The sequence below is a fragment of the Nocardia sp. NPDC058176 genome (assembly GCF_042883805.1).
GTDB lineage: Bacteria > Actinomycetota > Actinomycetes > Mycobacteriales > Mycobacteriaceae > Nocardia.
Map to the genome: position 1 here is coordinate 13,379 of NZ_JBHVVA010000007.1, position 14,318 is coordinate 27,696.

At 68.9% G+C, this 14,318-nt stretch carries 15 protein-coding genes; 3 read left to right on the plus strand and 12 right to left on the minus strand.

From position 1 onward, the window contains the following. Positions 1 to 50: 50 nt before the first annotated feature. From tsaE to ACFVVM_RS28300, 4 genes are all read right to left on the minus strand, one after another. Positions 51 to 506 carry a tRNA (adenosine(37)-N6)-threonylcarbamoyltransferase complex ATPase subunit type 1 TsaE gene (gene tsaE / locus ACFVVM_RS28285; protein ID WP_387624391.1) on the minus strand — a complete coding sequence of 152 codons (456 nt, stop codon included), beginning with the start codon at positions 504 to 506 and terminating at the stop codon, positions 51 to 53. Then, positions 499 to 1,575 (minus strand): alpha/beta fold hydrolase, encoded by a 1,077-nt coding sequence (locus tag ACFVVM_RS28290; RefSeq protein WP_387624394.1) that lies wholly within the window; start codon positions 1,573 to 1,575, stop codon positions 499 to 501. The genes tsaE and ACFVVM_RS28290 overlap by 8 nt, the downstream gene beginning before the upstream one ends. Beyond that, positions 1,572 to 2,732, minus strand: a complete 1,161-nt coding sequence (alr, locus tag ACFVVM_RS28295; RefSeq protein WP_387624397.1) for an alanine racemase — start codon at positions 2,730 to 2,732, stop codon at positions 1,572 to 1,574. Before alr ends, ACFVVM_RS28290 begins: the two co-directional genes overlap by 4 nt. A gap of 68 nt (positions 2,733 to 2,800) precedes the next feature. Next, positions 2,801 to 4,243: an NAD(P)H-hydrate dehydratase gene (locus tag ACFVVM_RS28300; RefSeq protein ID WP_387624399.1), complete on the minus strand. Its 1,443-nt coding sequence runs from the start codon at positions 4,241 to 4,243 to the stop codon at positions 2,801 to 2,803. Positions 4,244 to 4,312: 69 nt separating this feature from the next. Here ACFVVM_RS28300 and ACFVVM_RS28305 point away from each other — a divergent pair, with 69 nt between their 5' ends. Further along, positions 4,313 to 4,738, plus strand: a complete 426-nt coding sequence (locus tag ACFVVM_RS28305) for a cupredoxin family copper-binding protein (RefSeq protein ID WP_387624402.1) — start codon at positions 4,313 to 4,315, stop codon at positions 4,736 to 4,738. A 273-nt stretch (positions 4,739 to 5,011) separates the two neighbouring features. Here ACFVVM_RS28305 and ACFVVM_RS28310 read toward each other — a convergent pair whose 3' ends face one another. Genes ACFVVM_RS28310 through ACFVVM_RS28320 form a run of 3 tightly spaced genes read right to left on the minus strand, consistent with a single transcriptional unit; the run spans position 5,012 to position 8,408 of the window. After that, positions 5,012 to 5,242 (minus strand): hypothetical protein, encoded by a 231-nt coding sequence (locus tag ACFVVM_RS28310; protein WP_387624405.1) that lies wholly within the window; start codon positions 5,240 to 5,242, stop codon positions 5,012 to 5,014. A 40-nt stretch (positions 5,243 to 5,282) separates the two neighbouring features. Continuing rightward, the gene (glmS, locus tag ACFVVM_RS28315; RefSeq protein WP_387624408.1) at positions 5,283 to 7,163 is read right to left on the minus strand and encodes a glutamine--fructose-6-phosphate transaminase (isomerizing); all 1,881 of its coding nucleotides are present in this window, start codon (positions 7,161 to 7,163) and stop codon (positions 5,283 to 5,285) included. A 60-nt stretch (positions 7,164 to 7,223) separates the two neighbouring features. After that, positions 7,224 to 8,408 (minus strand): RNA-guided endonuclease InsQ/TnpB family protein, encoded by a 1,185-nt coding sequence (locus ACFVVM_RS28320; protein WP_387624410.1) that lies wholly within the window; start codon positions 8,406 to 8,408, stop codon positions 7,224 to 7,226. A gap of 179 nt (positions 8,409 to 8,587) precedes the next feature. On the opposite strand from ACFVVM_RS28320, the gene ACFVVM_RS28325 reads away from it, so the two are divergent. Then, positions 8,588 to 9,442, plus strand: a complete 855-nt coding sequence (locus ACFVVM_RS28325; protein ID WP_387624413.1) for a dienelactone hydrolase family protein — start codon at positions 8,588 to 8,590, stop codon at positions 9,440 to 9,442. A gap of 1 nt (position 9,443) precedes the next feature. Here ACFVVM_RS28325 and ACFVVM_RS28330 read toward each other — a convergent pair whose 3' ends face one another. From ACFVVM_RS28330 to ACFVVM_RS28350, 5 genes are all read right to left on the minus strand, one after another. After that, positions 9,444 to 9,809 (minus strand): hypothetical protein, encoded by a 366-nt coding sequence (locus ACFVVM_RS28330; RefSeq protein ID WP_387624416.1) that lies wholly within the window; start codon positions 9,807 to 9,809, stop codon positions 9,444 to 9,446. Between the two features lie 31 nt (positions 9,810 to 9,840). Further along, positions 9,841 to 11,433, minus strand: coding sequence for a hypothetical protein (locus ACFVVM_RS28335; RefSeq protein WP_387624418.1), 1,593 nt, complete (start codon positions 11,431 to 11,433; stop codon positions 9,841 to 9,843). A gap of 34 nt (positions 11,434 to 11,467) precedes the next feature. After that, positions 11,468 to 11,791, minus strand: coding sequence for a hypothetical protein (locus ACFVVM_RS28340; protein ID WP_387624421.1), 324 nt, complete (start codon positions 11,789 to 11,791; stop codon positions 11,468 to 11,470). 148 nt (positions 11,792 to 11,939) lie between these two features. Further along, the gene (locus tag ACFVVM_RS28345; RefSeq protein WP_387624423.1) at positions 11,940 to 12,248 is read right to left on the minus strand and encodes a DUF6802 family protein; all 309 of its coding nucleotides are present in this window, start codon (positions 12,246 to 12,248) and stop codon (positions 11,940 to 11,942) included. Between the two features lie 87 nt (positions 12,249 to 12,335). Further along, positions 12,336 to 12,527, minus strand: a complete 192-nt coding sequence (locus ACFVVM_RS28350) for a PspC domain-containing protein (protein ID WP_387624425.1) — start codon at positions 12,525 to 12,527, stop codon at positions 12,336 to 12,338. A gap of 146 nt (positions 12,528 to 12,673) precedes the next feature. Between ACFVVM_RS28350 and ACFVVM_RS28355 the strand changes: the two genes are divergently transcribed. After that, positions 12,674 to 14,314: an ABC-F family ATP-binding cassette domain-containing protein gene (locus ACFVVM_RS28355; protein ID WP_387624428.1), complete on the plus strand. Its 1,641-nt coding sequence runs from the start codon at positions 12,674 to 12,676 to the stop codon at positions 14,312 to 14,314. Positions 14,315 to 14,318 lie beyond the last annotated feature (4 nt).

Sequence of the window (14,318 nt, forward strand, 5' to 3'; positions counted from 1 at the left end):
ACCGGGTGGTATCGGCGCCCGGCGCGCAGCTGTACACGGTCGAGGGCCGGTTATTCGATCCATTCCCAGATCGCCGTGCGCACATCGGATTCCGGTTCCCGGGCGAGTTGCACGCGCAGGTGCCGCTCGGCGAGGTGTTCGACGACACCCTTGCCCCACTCCACGACGACGACCGCGTGATGCAGGTCGGTGTCGAGATCGAGCGAATCCAGTTCGTCGAGATCCCCGGCGAGCCGATAGGCGTCGACGTGCACCATCGCCACGCCGGGTGTGCCGTCCGGGCGCGTGCCCGCCCGGTGCGCCCGCGCGATGATGAAGGTCGGCGAGCTGACCCGGCCGACGACTCCGAGTCCCGCGGCGATTCCCCTGGTCAGCGCGGTCTTCCCGGCGCCGAGCGGCCCGTCGAGGACCACCAGGTCGCCCGGGCGGAGGGTGGCGGCCAGCTCGCGGCCGAAGGCCTCGGTGTCCTCGACGGTGTCGAGGGTGCGCTGCTGTGGGTCAGCCACCGACGGCCTCCTCGTCGCTGACGGCGGTGATACCCGCGGCGGCCAGCAGCCGGTCGAGGGCCGCGAGAGTCACCTCGGGGAATTGCAGGTGTGGCATGTGCGCGCCGGGGCCGACCCGGACCAGCTCGGCGCCGGGCAGTTCCCCGGCCAGCGCACGGGAGTTGCCGAACGGGATCACCGCGTCGTGCGCGCCGCCGAGGACCAGGACCGGCAGCTCGGCCAGCACCGGCAGCGCGGCCGACTCGTCGTGCAGTTCAATCGCTTTGAGGAACTTCTCGATGGTCCCGACCGGCGTGCGGTCGATCATCATCGTGGTGAACCGCGACAGTGTCGGGCTCACCTGACCGTGGAACGATGTGACGTGCAGCACCGGCGTCACCAGCTGCTTGCTCGCGCTGCGGCTGAGCTGTACGAGGGCGGGCGCGGTCCGCACCGCCACCCGGAACCCGTCGATCGCGGGATGGCGCAGCAGCTGCGGCAGGCCCGTCGCGGTCACCTCGGCCGCGGCCGTACACAGCAGCCCGACCCCGACCACCCTGGTGGCGAACAGATCGGGGAACTGCGCGGCCGCCGCAAGCACCGCCATCCCGCCCAGCGAATGCCCGACCAGCACCACCGGACCGCTCGGCGCGCACTCGCGCAGCACGGCGGCCACATCACGGCCGAGCTGGTCGATGGTGCAGCTGTCGGTGCTCGGCGTGCCGGAGCGGCCGTGCCCGCGCAGATCGAAGAACACCATCCGCACCCTGGTGCCCCACTGCTGGGCCAGGTCGCGGCGCTGGAAGTGGAACGACTCCATGCTGTTGCAGAAGCCGTGCACGAAGATGACGGTGACCTCGGCGGTGTCGTCGCCGAAGGTCCTGGTGGCCAGCGACACTCCGTCGTCGGCGAGCACGACGCCGGGTTCGTCCTCATCGATCAGGGCGAAGTTCTCGTCGCGGAACTCGTCGCGTTCGGCGGGCCACAGCACGCGCGCGCCGATGCGGCGCAGCGTGTGCGCCACGGCCAGCGCGCCGAGCACTCCCGCGGTCGCCAGCCCGCCGCGCCGGATCACCGTGCGCCGGGTCATCGGCCGGTACCCACGTAGCGGCGCGAGGCCCGGCCGCGCGGCGAGCACACGATCTCGTAGTCGATCGTGTCGAGCAGTCTGGCCCAGTCGAGGGCGTGCGGGTGTCCGGCGCCGCCGCCGAACAGCACCGCCCGATCGCCCGCTCGCACGCCGCCCGGGTTGTCGCCGAGGTCGACCATGAACTGGTCCATGCACACCCGGCCGACGTTACGGTGCCTGCCCCCGCCCAACCAGACATCGAAACGCCCGCTCAGCGAACGGAATACGCCATCGGCGTAGCCCGCCGGGATCAGCGCGACCGTGGTGTCGCGCGGGGCGATCCAGCGATGCCCGTAGGACACGCCCTCGCCCGCGGCCACCCGCTTCACCAGGGTCACCTCGGCCTGCAGCGTCATCGCGGGCCGCAGCCCGAAATCGCCGAGCTCGGGGATCGGCGAGAGCCCGTAGACCGAGATGCCGGGGCGGACGAGGTCGAAATGCAGATCGGGCCTGGTCAGCGTGGCCGCCGAGTTCGCCAGATGCACCTGCTCGGGTTCGAGTCCGTGCTCCTTGGCCTGCGCGATCGCCTCGACGAAGCGCTCGCGCTGCCGGTCCAGCATCGGATGGCCTGGTTCGTCGGCGTGCGCGAGGTGGGAGAAGATGGCGCGGAATCGCACCACGCGCGCGTCGACGAGGGCCCGCAGGGCCGTGAGGACCTGCGGATACTCCGCGGTCGACACACCGTTGCGGTTGAGGCCGGTGTCGACCTTGAGCGTCACCGTCGCGGTGCTCCTGGTCACCGTCGCCGCGCGCTCCACCGCCCGCAGCTGCGCCAGCGAGGACACGCCGATCTCGATGTCGGCGGCGATGGCGGCCGCGTAGTCGGCGTCGAGGGTGTTGAGCCAGCACAGGATCGGCGCGGTGATCCCCGCCGCCCGCAGGGTCAGTGCCTCGGCGACGGTGGTGACGCCCAGCTCGGCGGCCCCGGCGCCCAGTGCGGCCCGCGCCACCTCGACCGCACCGTGGTTGTAACCGTCGGCTTTCACCACCACCATCACGGCAGCGCCCTGCGCGTACTCACGCAGCACGCGCACGTTGTGGGCGATGGCATCCAGATCGATGACAGTCTCCACTTGCGCATTCACGCTCCCGATCCTGCCAGGACTCGACCTGTTCACGGCACCGGGGGGCGGCGGCTCCGACGCCCGGATCTGTCTCGAAGCGATCCCCCGGCCTGGCACCGGAGTCAGCCTTCGTCCCCCAGCGCACGGAGTACCCGCACGGCGGGGCGAACATGCCTCAACAATGGCGACGCCGAGATGGGCGCGGCCGCGGGCTCATCGGCGTGTGCGGCGAGGTTCGCCGCCAGCGCGTGCACTCTGGCCGCGGCCGCGGCCGACCATGCCGCTGGTCGCCCGGCGGCGAGCAGTGCCCCGAGGATCCCGGAGAGCACGTCCCCCGCTCCGGCGGTCGACGCCCATGATCCGCCCGCGTCGTTGACCAGCGTCGCCTCACCCGGTGCGGCGATGATCGTCGCGCGGCCCTTGAGCAGCACCGTCACCCCCCACTGCTCGGCGAGTGCCCGCACCGAGGCCACCCGGTCCTCGCCTGGCGCGGCGCCGGTGAGACGGGCGAACTCTCCGGCGTGGGGGGTCAGCACCGTCGCGGCCGACCGGTCGCGCACCAGCGCGGGCTCGGCGGCCAGCAGGGTGAGTCCGTCGGCGTCGACGAGCACCGGCAGATCAGTGGCCAGTACCTGCGCGAGCCGATCCCTGGCGTCGGCATCGGTACCGGCCCCCGGCCCGAACACCCAGGCCTGCACCCGTCCGGCTTCCGAAAGATCCTGGCTGGCAATCACTTCCGGGAACTTCTCGACGACCTCGGTGTCGCTGCCGACATATCGCACCATTCCCGAGGTCGCCGCCACCGCGGCCCCCGCGCACAGCACTCCCGCTCCCGGATACTTCGCGCTGCCCGCGCACACGCCCGTCACGCCCTGGCTGTACTTGTCGTCATCGGGTTCCGGCACCGGCCAGCGCGCGCCGATCCCCGCCGGATCGAGCTGCGCCAACCTCGGCTCCGGTAGAGCCAATCCGATCGGTACCAACACGATTCGTCCGCAGTGCGGTACGGCGAGCGCGTGTACCGGTTTGTAGGCGCCGAAGGCCACTGTCACCGTCGCGTGTACCGCGGGTCCGTCGACGGCGCCGGTGTCGGGATCGACGCCGCTGGGCAGGTCGGCAGCGATGATCGGAACATCCAGCGCCGCAACTATTTCTGCAGCCTTGGGCCGCAACGGACCCCGCCCGGAGATACCGACGATCCCGTCGATCACCAGATCCGGGTTGTCGAGCCGGTCGACCACACGACCACCGGCCGCACGCAAAGCGGCGAGCCCTTCCCGGTGCGCGCGTTCAGGATTCAGCAGCACGGCATGCACAGCCACCCCGCGACGTCGCAGGAACGCCCCCGCCCACAGCGCGTCACCCCCGTTGTCACCCGACCCGACCAGCAACCCCACCGTCCGGCCCGCCACACCCCCGGTCAGCTCCCGCAATTCCTCGGCAACGATCGTGGCCAGCCCATACGCGGCCCGCCGCATCGGCATCCCCGCAGGCACGCGGGTGAACAGCTCCGCCTCCGCCGCCCGCACCTCGTCGGCGGTGAAATAGCCACGCCGATCCGACATCGTCGCCTCCCGGCCGCCCGCGCGGGCCACGACCGGTCCGCGATCGTTCGCAGACTACGCTGCACACCCATGTCGATGGTTCGTCACCGCGCCGCTTCCGCCCGGGTCCTCACCGGATTCGTCGTGGCCGCCACCCTGTTCACCGCCGGTTGCTCCGGCGACTCCGGCGACTCCGCGTCCACCACCCGCACGCCCCGCCCGGTCACCACCACGACCACCCAGACCCACACCGGCCCCATCGCCCTGACCGTCGACGTCAGCAACATGAAGTACTCCCCCGCCGACGCCACCGTCAAGGTCGGCGACACCGTCACCTGGAAGTTCTCCGACAAGGCCCCCCACAACGTCCAGGGCATCGGCGACAAGGCCATGGGCCTCAACAGCCCCATCATCGACCGCGGCGAATGGTCCTACACCTTCACCCAACCCGGCACCTACCGCTACATGTGCACCCTCCACCCCGACATGCGCGGCACCATCACTGTGTTGGATTGAGCGCTGGCGCGCTCGAGTTCGCGCCCCTGGAGGTCCCGACGATCAGGCGCCGTGGCTTGCTCCTTCGTCGCCTACGCCACGGCGCCTGATCGTCGGGACGGGCGCGAACCGCCGACTGCGTCGGCGGACCCTCCTCGAGGTCGGGTCGTGCGGGGCTGGGTTGGGCGGTCAGCGTCGGGAAATTCGGCTACTCGACGGTGAGCTTGGCCAGGTTGCGGGGCTTGTCCACGTCGTAGCCTCGGGGAGTTCTGGCCGCGATCTTCTTCAACGTCACTAGTTCTCAGTACGTACACCGACGACAGAGAATCCCGCATCCTCAGCCTGGCCAACCGCACTGATGATGGCTGAGGCCAAGGAGTCATCGTCGCGGCGCAGATGCAGCACCGGGGCAGTGCACGGTCCGAATTCGGGTGTCGAGTCATCGAACCCAGCCTCGTACAGCGAGTCCAGTTCGTCCCCGGTCGGCGTGCGATCGAGCACCAGGGTGAATTCGTGACGGCTCATGGCGATTCCCCTCACACCAGACGATTCGCGGCGGGTAGGCCTACTCGACCGTGACGGACTTGGCCAGGTTGCGGGGCTTGTCTACGTCGTAGCCTCGGGCCTGGGCGATCTCGGCGGCGAAGACCTGGAGCGGCACGGTCGAGAGCAGGGGCTGGAAGAGGGTGGGGGCGGCGGGGATTTCGATGAGGTCGTCGGCGAAGGGGCGGACGGTGTCGTCGCCCTCCTCGGCGATCACGATGGTGCGGGCGCCGCGGGCCTGGATCTCGCGAATGTTGCTGAGCAGCTTGGAGTGCAGGACCGCGCGGCCCTTGGGGGACGGCATCACCACGATCACCGGCAGGCCCTCTTCGATCAGGGCGATCGGGCCGTGCTTGAGCTCACCGGCGGCGAAGCCCTCGGCGTGCATGTAGGCGAGTTCCTTGAGCTTGAGCGCGCCCTCGAGCGCCACCGGGTAGCCGACGTGGCGACCGAGGAACAGCACGGTCGGCACGTGCGCGAGCTCGCGCGCGATGGCCCGGACCTGCGGCGCGGTTTCGAGCACCTGGGCGATCAGCTTCGGCATCTGCTCGAGCTGGGCGAACTCGCGCGCGACCTCGTCGGGGTACTTGGTGCCGCGCGCCTGCGCCAGCGCCAGGCCGACCAGGTAGTTGGCCGCGACCTGCGCCAGGAACGCCTTGGTCGAGGCGACACCGATCTCGGGACCGGTGCGCGTGTAGATGACGGCGTCGGACTCACGCGGGATCTGCGCACCGTTGGTGTTGCAGATGGCGAGCACGCGCGCCTTCTGCTCCTTGGCGTGGCGCACCGCCTCGAGCGTGTCTGCGGTTTCGCCGGACTGCGAGATCGCCACGACCAGCGTCGACCGGTCCAGCACCGGGTCGCGGTAGCGGAACTCGCTGGCCAGCTCGACCTCCACCGGCACCCTGGTCCAGTGCTCGATCGCGTACTTGGCCAGCAGGCCCGCGTGGTAGGAACTGCCGCAGGCGACGACGAAGACCTTGTCGAACTCGCGCAGTTCCTGATCGGTGAGGCGCTGCTCGTCGAGGACGATGTGCCCGCCCTTCTCGTCGACGACGAAATGGCCTATCAGCGTATCGGCGACGGCGGTCGGCTGCTCCTCGATCTCCTTGAGCATGAAGTAGTCGTGGCCGCCCTTCTCGGCGGCGGCCAGATCCCAGTCGATGGTGAACGGCCTGCTGACCACGCCCTCGGTATCGCCCGCGAAATCGGTGACGGTGTACCCGTCGGCGGTGATCACCACGGCCTGGTTCTGCCCGAGCTCGACCGCCTCGCGGGTGTGCTCGATGAACGCGGTGACATCGGAGGCGATGAACATCTCCCCCTGGCCCACCCCGACCACCAGCGGCGTCGACTGCCGCGCCGCCACGATCGTGCCCGGATGATCGGCATGGGTGAAGACCAGCGTGAACGCGCCCTCCAGCCGCCGCAGCACCGCCAGCGCGCTCGCGGTGAAATCGCCCGCCGTCGGCCCGTCGGCGTACGCGCGCGCGACCAGATGCACCGCGACCTCGGTATCGGTGTCGCTGAGCAACTCGACCCCCGCGGCCTCCAGCTCATGCCGCAGCGGCGCGAAGTTCTCGATGATCCCGTTGTGCACGACGGCGAACTTGCCGGAGACATCCCGATGCGGATGCGCGTTGCGATCGGTCGGCGCACCGTGGGTGGCCCACCGCGTGTGCCCCATGCCACTGGTCCCGGCGAAACGCTCGGCCCCCGCCTCCGCCAGCTCGGCCTCCAGATTGGCCAGTCGCCCAGCCTTGCGCTCGACCGCCACCGCCCCGTTCCCGTCGAGAATCGCCACCCCCGCCGAGTCGTAACCGCGATACTCCATGCGACGCAACGCGTCGACGACAACGCCGAGCGCATCCCGATACCCCACGTAGCCCACGATTCCGCACATGGTCCCCCACCTTAGGCGATAGGAGGCCCTCATCGCCGTGTCGGTGTCTTTAACGACTCTCTAGGCTTCGAGCCGAGAGATCTCCAGCTCAGACCGCACGGAGACCGCATCACCCGAAGGAGGCGCGGAATCGCGTCTTACATCGTCAACACTGGTGTGGCCTCGTTCTGCCACAGCCAGGATCGTCCTGGCAGCGTTCAGGTCTCGTCCGCAGATCAAGCCGCAGGATCGACACGAGAAGGTCCTTTCGGCGAGCCCCAGTCGTTGCGTGGTTCTTGCGAAACAACGGTGGCACGTCATCGTCGTGTAGGCGGGCACGACGATCACCACCGTTCGTCCGGCCCGCTCGGCACGTTCGATCAGTTCCCGCTTGGCCACACCGATCGCGGCGTCCGCAGCCCTACGTGCCATCGTCGACGTGGCCAGGAACTTCGGCTTGAAGTCCTCGATGGCGATCAGCTGGTTTTCGGCCACGACCTGCTTGGCCCACACACGTGCGCAGTGAGCGTTCTGCCGGGCCGCCTTCTTGTGCAGCTTCGCAACATCACGGCGCGTGCGTCGATAACCTTTCGACGGCGCCGTGCCCCGAGGACGACGCCGTCGGGACAAGCGGCGCTGTTGCTTCGCAAGCTCGCCCGCGCAGCGACGCCGGTGCCCGCCGTACGGCAGATCGTGCACGGGGTCCGTTGCCGTCGCCGTCGTCGCAACACCCCAGTCGATGCCGATCCGGCCGTTCGCGGTGGAATGATGTCCGACGTCGCGACGCACAACGAACGACGCATACCAATGCCCGAGGCTGTCCAGATAGACACGAACAGAGGTCGGATCGGAAGGCAGCTCACGAGACCAGACAACAGGGACCGTTATCCCTTTTGCCAGTTGCAATCGCGTGTCGACGATCCGGAACCCATTGCGGCTGTACTCCAATGACGGTTGCGCCTTGCTGCGCTTCTTCAGGCCAGGTTTGCCGCGATCTTTGACCTTGAACGACTGTTCGAGTGAAACCGCGTAGGTGTTCAGAACGCCGGATTGCGCATTCTGCGATCCTGCCCGCAGCCAAGCGTTTGCCGCCCGCGCCGCGGTCAGCAGCTTCCCGAGCTTCGTCCTGGTGGGTTTACGCCCCACACGCTGCTGGTGCACGGCTTCATTCCACAGGAATCGACAGCGGTGCCATTCAGCCATCAGAGCACGTTCAGCGGCTTTGCCCGGCCGCAATCGGAAGTTGTACCGCACCACCTCCCCCATAGCGACGACTATACGAGGCCTGTGGAGATCGTCCGCGAGGTCTGTTCCGAACGCAACGCTCGAATCACCGATGCCGACGGCTTTACCGATCGGGTTCAGCTACCCGGCACCCAGGATCGTGTCCCGCAACTGAGCCAGGGCTTCTTCGTCGGTCTCGCGGATCGGATACTCTTCTCCCCGTGTCGGTGTCGGTGAAGTCGCTCGTGAGCACCCTGTCCGCGCGCGGACCCCATCGGGTCCTACGGGGAAATCTGGGGATCGCAGGGCAGCCAGGTGTGGTGTACACGCCCGAATCCGGGCTGAACCTGCCCGCTGTCGCGTTCGCGCACGGCTGGCTGACCAGCGCCGAGAACTACAAGAGCCTGCTCGAGCACGTGGCGTCGTGGGGGTTCGTGGTGGCTGCGCCGGATACCGAGCGGGGTCCGATTCCGTCACATCTGGACCTCGCCGCGGATCTGCTCACCACGCTCGACATCGTCAGTAAGGTCCGGCTCGGGGACGGCACGATCAGCGTGCATCCCGACCGGCTGGCGCTGGCCGGGCACGGTATGGGCGCCGGTGCGGCCGTCATCGCGGCCGCGCAACGCCGAGTCGGCGCGGTCGCCGCGCTCTACCCGGCCCCCACCGCGCCCGCCGCGGAGAACATCGCCCCGCAACTCGACATCCCCGCCCTGATCCTGACCGGCTCCGAACTCGACTCCGCCAACTCCAACGCCCGCGACCTCGCGACCGCCTGGGCTGGCCCGTCGATCCTGCGCCGCGTCGACGGCGCCTCCAACAACGGCATCATCGAAGGTCGCCGCCTCTTCGCCGCCCTCGGCGCCGGCCGCTACGAACACAAAACCGAGCGCGCCACCCGAGCCCTGCTCACCGGCTACCTGCTCAACACCCTCCTCGGCGACAAGACCTACGCCCCCTTCGCCGACCCCGAGGCCGAAATCCCCCAGTCCACCGTGGTCGACCCCACCGCCGAGGTCGGGGTCGAAACCCCGAAACTCTCGATCGGCACGGTCGCCAAGCTGATCAAGGGCTGACTCAGACCAGCCAGCTCTTGCGGCGGTAGTACTCCGACTCCGGGTCGTCGTCATCGTCGTCGTACGCCGAGACGACGTTCTGCGCGCGCCGGGCCGCCGCGGCGCGGGCGATGGCGTCGCGCTGTTCCTGTGCCTCGGCCGCCAGGCGGTCGCGTTCGGCCTGCGCCTGTTCGGCGGCCAAACGTTCGCGCTCGGCTTCCGCCTCGGCCGCCAGCCGCAGTTCCTCCAGGCGCGGACCGGTCTCCTCGTCGTGTAAGCGGTCGCGTTCGGCGGTGGCGTGATTGATCTCGTCGAGTTCGTAGCGCAGCAACGACGCACGGCGATCGTGTTCGTGGAAGATCTGCTCGAGATCGCGCAGGACACTCATCGGCACAACTCCTCAACAGGTGAACGGTCGATCACAGCGGGCCCGCCTCGGCCAGCTCGGCACCGGTGTCGACGACCGGCTCCTCGGGGCCGTCGGTCGGCAGCGGCTGCGGCGTGTGCTCGCCGTCCTCGGCGCGCTTGCCGCCACCCGGCACGGACGGCACACCCGTTCCCCCGGTGCCCTGCGGCGTCTCGCCACCGGTGGCAGGCGCACCGCCGCCGGTGCCGCCACCCGTCGACGCCCCGTCACCGGTGGCCGCGGCGGGCTCCTCGGGCTTGTCGGGCTCCTCGGCCTCCGCCGGCTCGTCGGCGCCATCGGACTGGATCACCGGCTTGCCGTCCTCACCGATGGTCACGCCGTACTCCTGCGATTGGCCGTCGGCTCCGGTGACGACCATCTTCAGAGTGCCGTCCTCACCCATCTCGAACTTGACGTTGTTGCCCGCGAGATCGAACTCCGCCGAGGCGTTCTGCACGGCCTGCAGTGCGTCGAGCTGACCGTCACCATCGGCGTCGAGCAGCGACTCCGCCTGCTCGACCGCGTTCTCGATCCCGTCGTTGATCGCGGACGTGATCGTGTCCATGTTCTCGCTGAGCGTGCTGGCGGCGGTGGTCAGCAGCGATGAGGCGGCGGTGGTGGCGGCGCTGATCGCCTTGCTCAGGGTGTCGTCGGTATTGGTGGTCGGGGTCGTGGCCGCCGGCGTGGTGGCGGCCGGAGTCGTCGCGGCCGGTGTGGTCGTGGCCGGCGTGCCCCCGGTGCTGCCGCCGGTATTTCCATTGCTCCCATTGTTGCCGTCGCCGTTGTTGCCGTTGCCCTTGTTGTCGGTGGTGACGACACCGGCGGGCCGCGGGTAGGGGTCGCGGTCGAGGGCCATGACCGCCGTCTTCAGTGCCGCGTAAGCCTGCTTGGCGGTGGTGTCGGTGTTCGTGCACATCGACCTGAAGTTGTTGAGTTTGGCGTCGAAATCGGGCTTGAAGGTCCCGTTGAGCCACGCCTCGGCCTGCTGCTTCTGGTACACGGTATAAGCGCCGAAGAGGCCGCCACCACCGGGAATGACCGACGACAGTGCGTACTTCACGCCGTTCTCCACGGTCATCAGGTCGCACGCGTCGATCATCTCGTCGATTTCCTCGACGGTCTTTCCGCCGACCTTCACCTGCGCACCGCTGACCAGCGCCTTGACGTGGTCGGCCTTCTTCGACACCGCATCACGCAGATGCACTGTCGCAGTGGCGAATGCCGTCACCGCGGTGTGCAGCTTCGTGCGGTCCTCCGCAGCCAGGGCCAACTGCTGCCCGAGCATCTTGGATGCCGCGTCAGCGCCGGCACCACTGCTCCAGACCTGCGACATCCGCTGCGAAAGACCCTGCTGGACAGCCAGTTCGGCATCAGTCGTCTGGAGCGCGGCGTAGAGCGCCTCGGTGGTACTGGCCAGCTTGTCCAGATTCATCCCACGCTGCTCGTCGTACTTGAAGCAGATGGAACTCTCGGTCTCCCCGCAACCTTTGAAGAGCTTCTCGTAGCGGGGAAGCAACTGAATGAAGTACTGCAGCCCCGTAGCCCCCTCGTCCAGAAGAGCATCGGCGTTCGTACCGTGCAGAGTCGGCGACGTTGTCCCGGCCATCAGCGGACTCCGATCACGTTGTGCATACGCTCGCTCACTTCACGGCCGCCGCGACATTGTCGGTCTGCTTCTTGTTCTCGGCGTCGGTGTTGGAGTACGCCAGCGACGACGCCCCGACCCCGTCCCCGATCGCCTTGGTCGCCGAGCTCCAGTTGTTCAGCCACGCGACCGCGATCTCGAGCCCCGCCGCGATGCTCTTCCCCTCCATCTCGTAGTTGCGCCCCGCATCCCCACCACCGAACGAGTTGTCGGTGATCCGCTTCACCGTGTTCCCCACCGTGGCGCCCGAGATCTTCAAGTCGTTGCCCAGTTGCCCGAGCTCACCCGTCTGCACGCCCAGCGTGTTCGAGTACCCCATGTCCGTCCCCTCCGTTCCGGATCCTGCCGCCCTCCACCGCCCGGAAGACCGCCTGTCTGTTTGGACGCGCGCGACGCCGAATCGGTTCCACCGGCCACACGACGAATATCGCCGCGATCGGATTCGATCACAGCGACAGTCCCGTTCGCTACTTTCCCAGCGAGCCCTTGTCGGTCCGGACCCACTCCGAGGTCCCGTCGGGATGACGGCGGTACTCCCACGCCGCGTAGTCCCCGTCCTCCTCGACCACGGTCACGTGATCGGCCAGGCCGTCGTTGTCGTAGTCGGTCCAGATGCTGGTGCCCTCGGCGTCACTGCTGGTGATGGTGTCGAGGATGCCGTCACCGTCGATGTCCTGGGACGGATGGTGCAGTTCGACCGGGCCGAGGCCGCCGAGCGGGGTGTTGGCGTCGATGTCGGGCAGGCCGAGGCCGGGGATGTCGCCCGAGGTGACCATGGCTCCTCCTGAAACGGAAACTCGCGGATGACGGCGGCGGTCTCCACCATCTTGTCATCCGCGAGTGATCGTCGGGGCCCTCGGGCGTTACTTCTTCGGGATGACCAGCCAGAGCACCAGGTAGACCAGGAACTGGGGGCCGGGCAGCAGGCAGGAGGCGACGAAGACCAGGCGGACGATGTTGGCGTTCCAGCCGAAGTACTCGGCCAGGCCGCCGCAGACGCCGGCGATCCACTTGTCGCTGGTCGAACGGGTGAGGCGGCGAGCGGGGGCAGTCATGGTTGGGTGCCTTCCTGTCGGGCGGTGATATCTCCACTGTGCCGGTCCGGGCACCCGGCCCGCATCGGTCGACAGACCCATCCGCACCCTGATTTCGCCAGGGCCCGGCCTCAGGGTCGGACCCCGAGAAGGGCAGACTCTTCGAGGTGAGCACGACATTGCAAGCGACCGGTCTGTCCGCCGGGCACGCCGAACGGACCCTGTTCGCCGACCTCGACTTCACCCTCGCCCCCGGCGACGTGATCGGGCTGGTCGGGGTGAACGGCGCGGGCAAGTCGACGCTGTTGCGGATGCTGGCCGAGCGCGCGCCGGGCGAGGGCACGATCACGCTGAGCCCGCCGGACGCCACCGTGGGCTACCTCGCACAGGAACCCGAGCGCATCGAGGGTGAGACGGTGCTCGAATTCCTCACCCGGCGAACGGGAGTCGCGCACGCGCAGCAGGTGATGGACGCCGCGGCCGAGCGCCTCGGCGAGGGCGGTGACGACGACTACTCCCCCGCGCTCGAACACTGGCTCGCCCTCGGCGGCGCCGATCTGGACCAGCGCGCCGAGGAGGTGGCCGCCGATCTCGGGCTCACCGACGGCCTGCCCGGCGGCCTCGACACGCCGATGACCGGCCTGTCCGGCGGCCAGGCCGCCCGCGCGGGGCTGGCCTCGGTGCTGCTGTCCCGCTTCGACATCCTGCTGCTCGACGAGCCGACCAACGATCTCGACCTCGACGGCCTCGACCGGCTGGAACGCTTCGTCACCGGCATCAGGGTGCCGCTGATGGTGATCAGCCACGACCGGGAGTTCCTGGCGCGCACCGTGAACCGGATCCTGGAACTGGATCTGGCCCAGCAGCAGGTGGGTCTCTACGACGGCGGGTACGAGGCGTACCTGGCCGAACGCGAGATCGCGCGCAGGCACGCCCGCGAGGCCTACGACGAATTCGCCGACACCAAGGCGGGTTTGGAGGCGCGCGCACAGATGCAGCGCAACTGGCTCGAGCACGGCGTGCGCAATGCCCGCCGCAAGGGCAAGAACGATTCCGACAAGATGGGCCGCAAGACCCGCGCCGAATCCACCGAGAAGCAGGCGGCCAAGGCCCGCCAGACCCAGCGGCGCATCGAACGCCTCGACGTGGTCGAGGAACCGCGCAAGGAGTGGGAGCTGCGGATGCAGATCGCCACCGCCCCGCGCAGCGGCGCGGTGGTGGCGACGGCGGTGAACGCGACGGTGCGCCGCGGCGAGTTCACCCTGGGCCCGGTCACCACCCAGATCGACTGGGCCGACCGGATCGTGCTCACCGGCGCCAACGGCTCGGGCAAGTCCACCCTGCTCGGGCTGCTGCTCGGCAAGATCGCACCCGATTCCGGTTCGGCCGCACTGGGTTCGGGCGTGCACATCGGCGAGGTCGACCAGGCGCGCGGACTGTTCCGCGGTGCCGCCCCGCTGGCCGACACCTTCGGCGCGGCGATGCCCGACTGGCCCGACGCCGAGATCCGCACGCTCCTGGCCAAATTCGGCCTGCGCGGCCCGCACGTGAACCGTGCCTGCGACACCCTGTCCCCCGGCGAGCGCACCCGCGCAGCGCTGGCCCTGCTGCAAGCCCGCGGGGTGAACCTGCTCGTGCTCGACGAGCCGACCAACCACCTCGACCTGCCCGCCATCGAACAGCTCGAGCAGGCGGTCGAATCCTTCACCGGCACATTGATTCTGGTCACACATGACCGCCGGATGCTGGATTCTGTCCGGGCGACGCGCCGCTGGCACATGGCGGCCGGGCTACTCACCGAGAGCTAGGACA

Bases quoted from the DNA above. Each gene is read 5' to 3' on its own strand.
- ACFVVM_RS28290 (WP_387624394.1), bottom strand. From the start codon at position 1,575: ATGACCCGGCGCACGGTGATCCGGCGCGGCGGGCTGGCGACCGCGGGA.
- ACFVVM_RS28300 (WP_387624399.1), bottom strand. From the start codon at position 4,243: ATGTCGGATCGGCGTGGCTATTTCACCGCCGACGAGGTGCGGGCGGCG.
- ACFVVM_RS28305 (WP_387624402.1), top strand. From the start codon at position 4,313: ATGTCGATGGTTCGTCACCGCGCCGCTTCCGCCCGGGTCCTCACCGGA.
- ACFVVM_RS28310 (WP_387624405.1), bottom strand. From the start codon at position 5,242: ATGAGCCGTCACGAATTCACCCTGGTGCTCGATCGCACGCCGACCGGG.
- glmS (WP_387624408.1), bottom strand. From the start codon at position 7,163: ATGTGCGGAATCGTGGGCTACGTGGGGTATCGGGATGCGCTCGGCGTT.
- ACFVVM_RS28320 (WP_387624410.1), bottom strand. From the start codon at position 8,408: ATGGGGGAGGTGGTGCGGTACAACTTCCGATTGCGGCCGGGCAAAGCC.
- ACFVVM_RS28330 (WP_387624416.1), bottom strand. From the start codon at position 9,809: ATGAGTGTCCTGCGCGATCTCGAGCAGATCTTCCACGAACACGATCGC.
- ACFVVM_RS28335 (WP_387624418.1), bottom strand. From the start codon at position 11,433: ATGGCCGGGACAACGTCGCCGACTCTGCACGGTACGAACGCCGATGCT.
- ACFVVM_RS28340 (WP_387624421.1), bottom strand. From the start codon at position 11,791: ATGGGGTACTCGAACACGCTGGGCGTGCAGACGGGTGAGCTCGGGCAA.
- ACFVVM_RS28345 (WP_387624423.1), bottom strand. From the start codon at position 12,248: ATGGTCACCTCGGGCGACATCCCCGGCCTCGGCCTGCCCGACATCGAC.
- ACFVVM_RS28350 (WP_387624425.1), bottom strand. From the start codon at position 12,527: ATGACTGCCCCCGCTCGCCGCCTCACCCGTTCGACCAGCGACAAGTGG.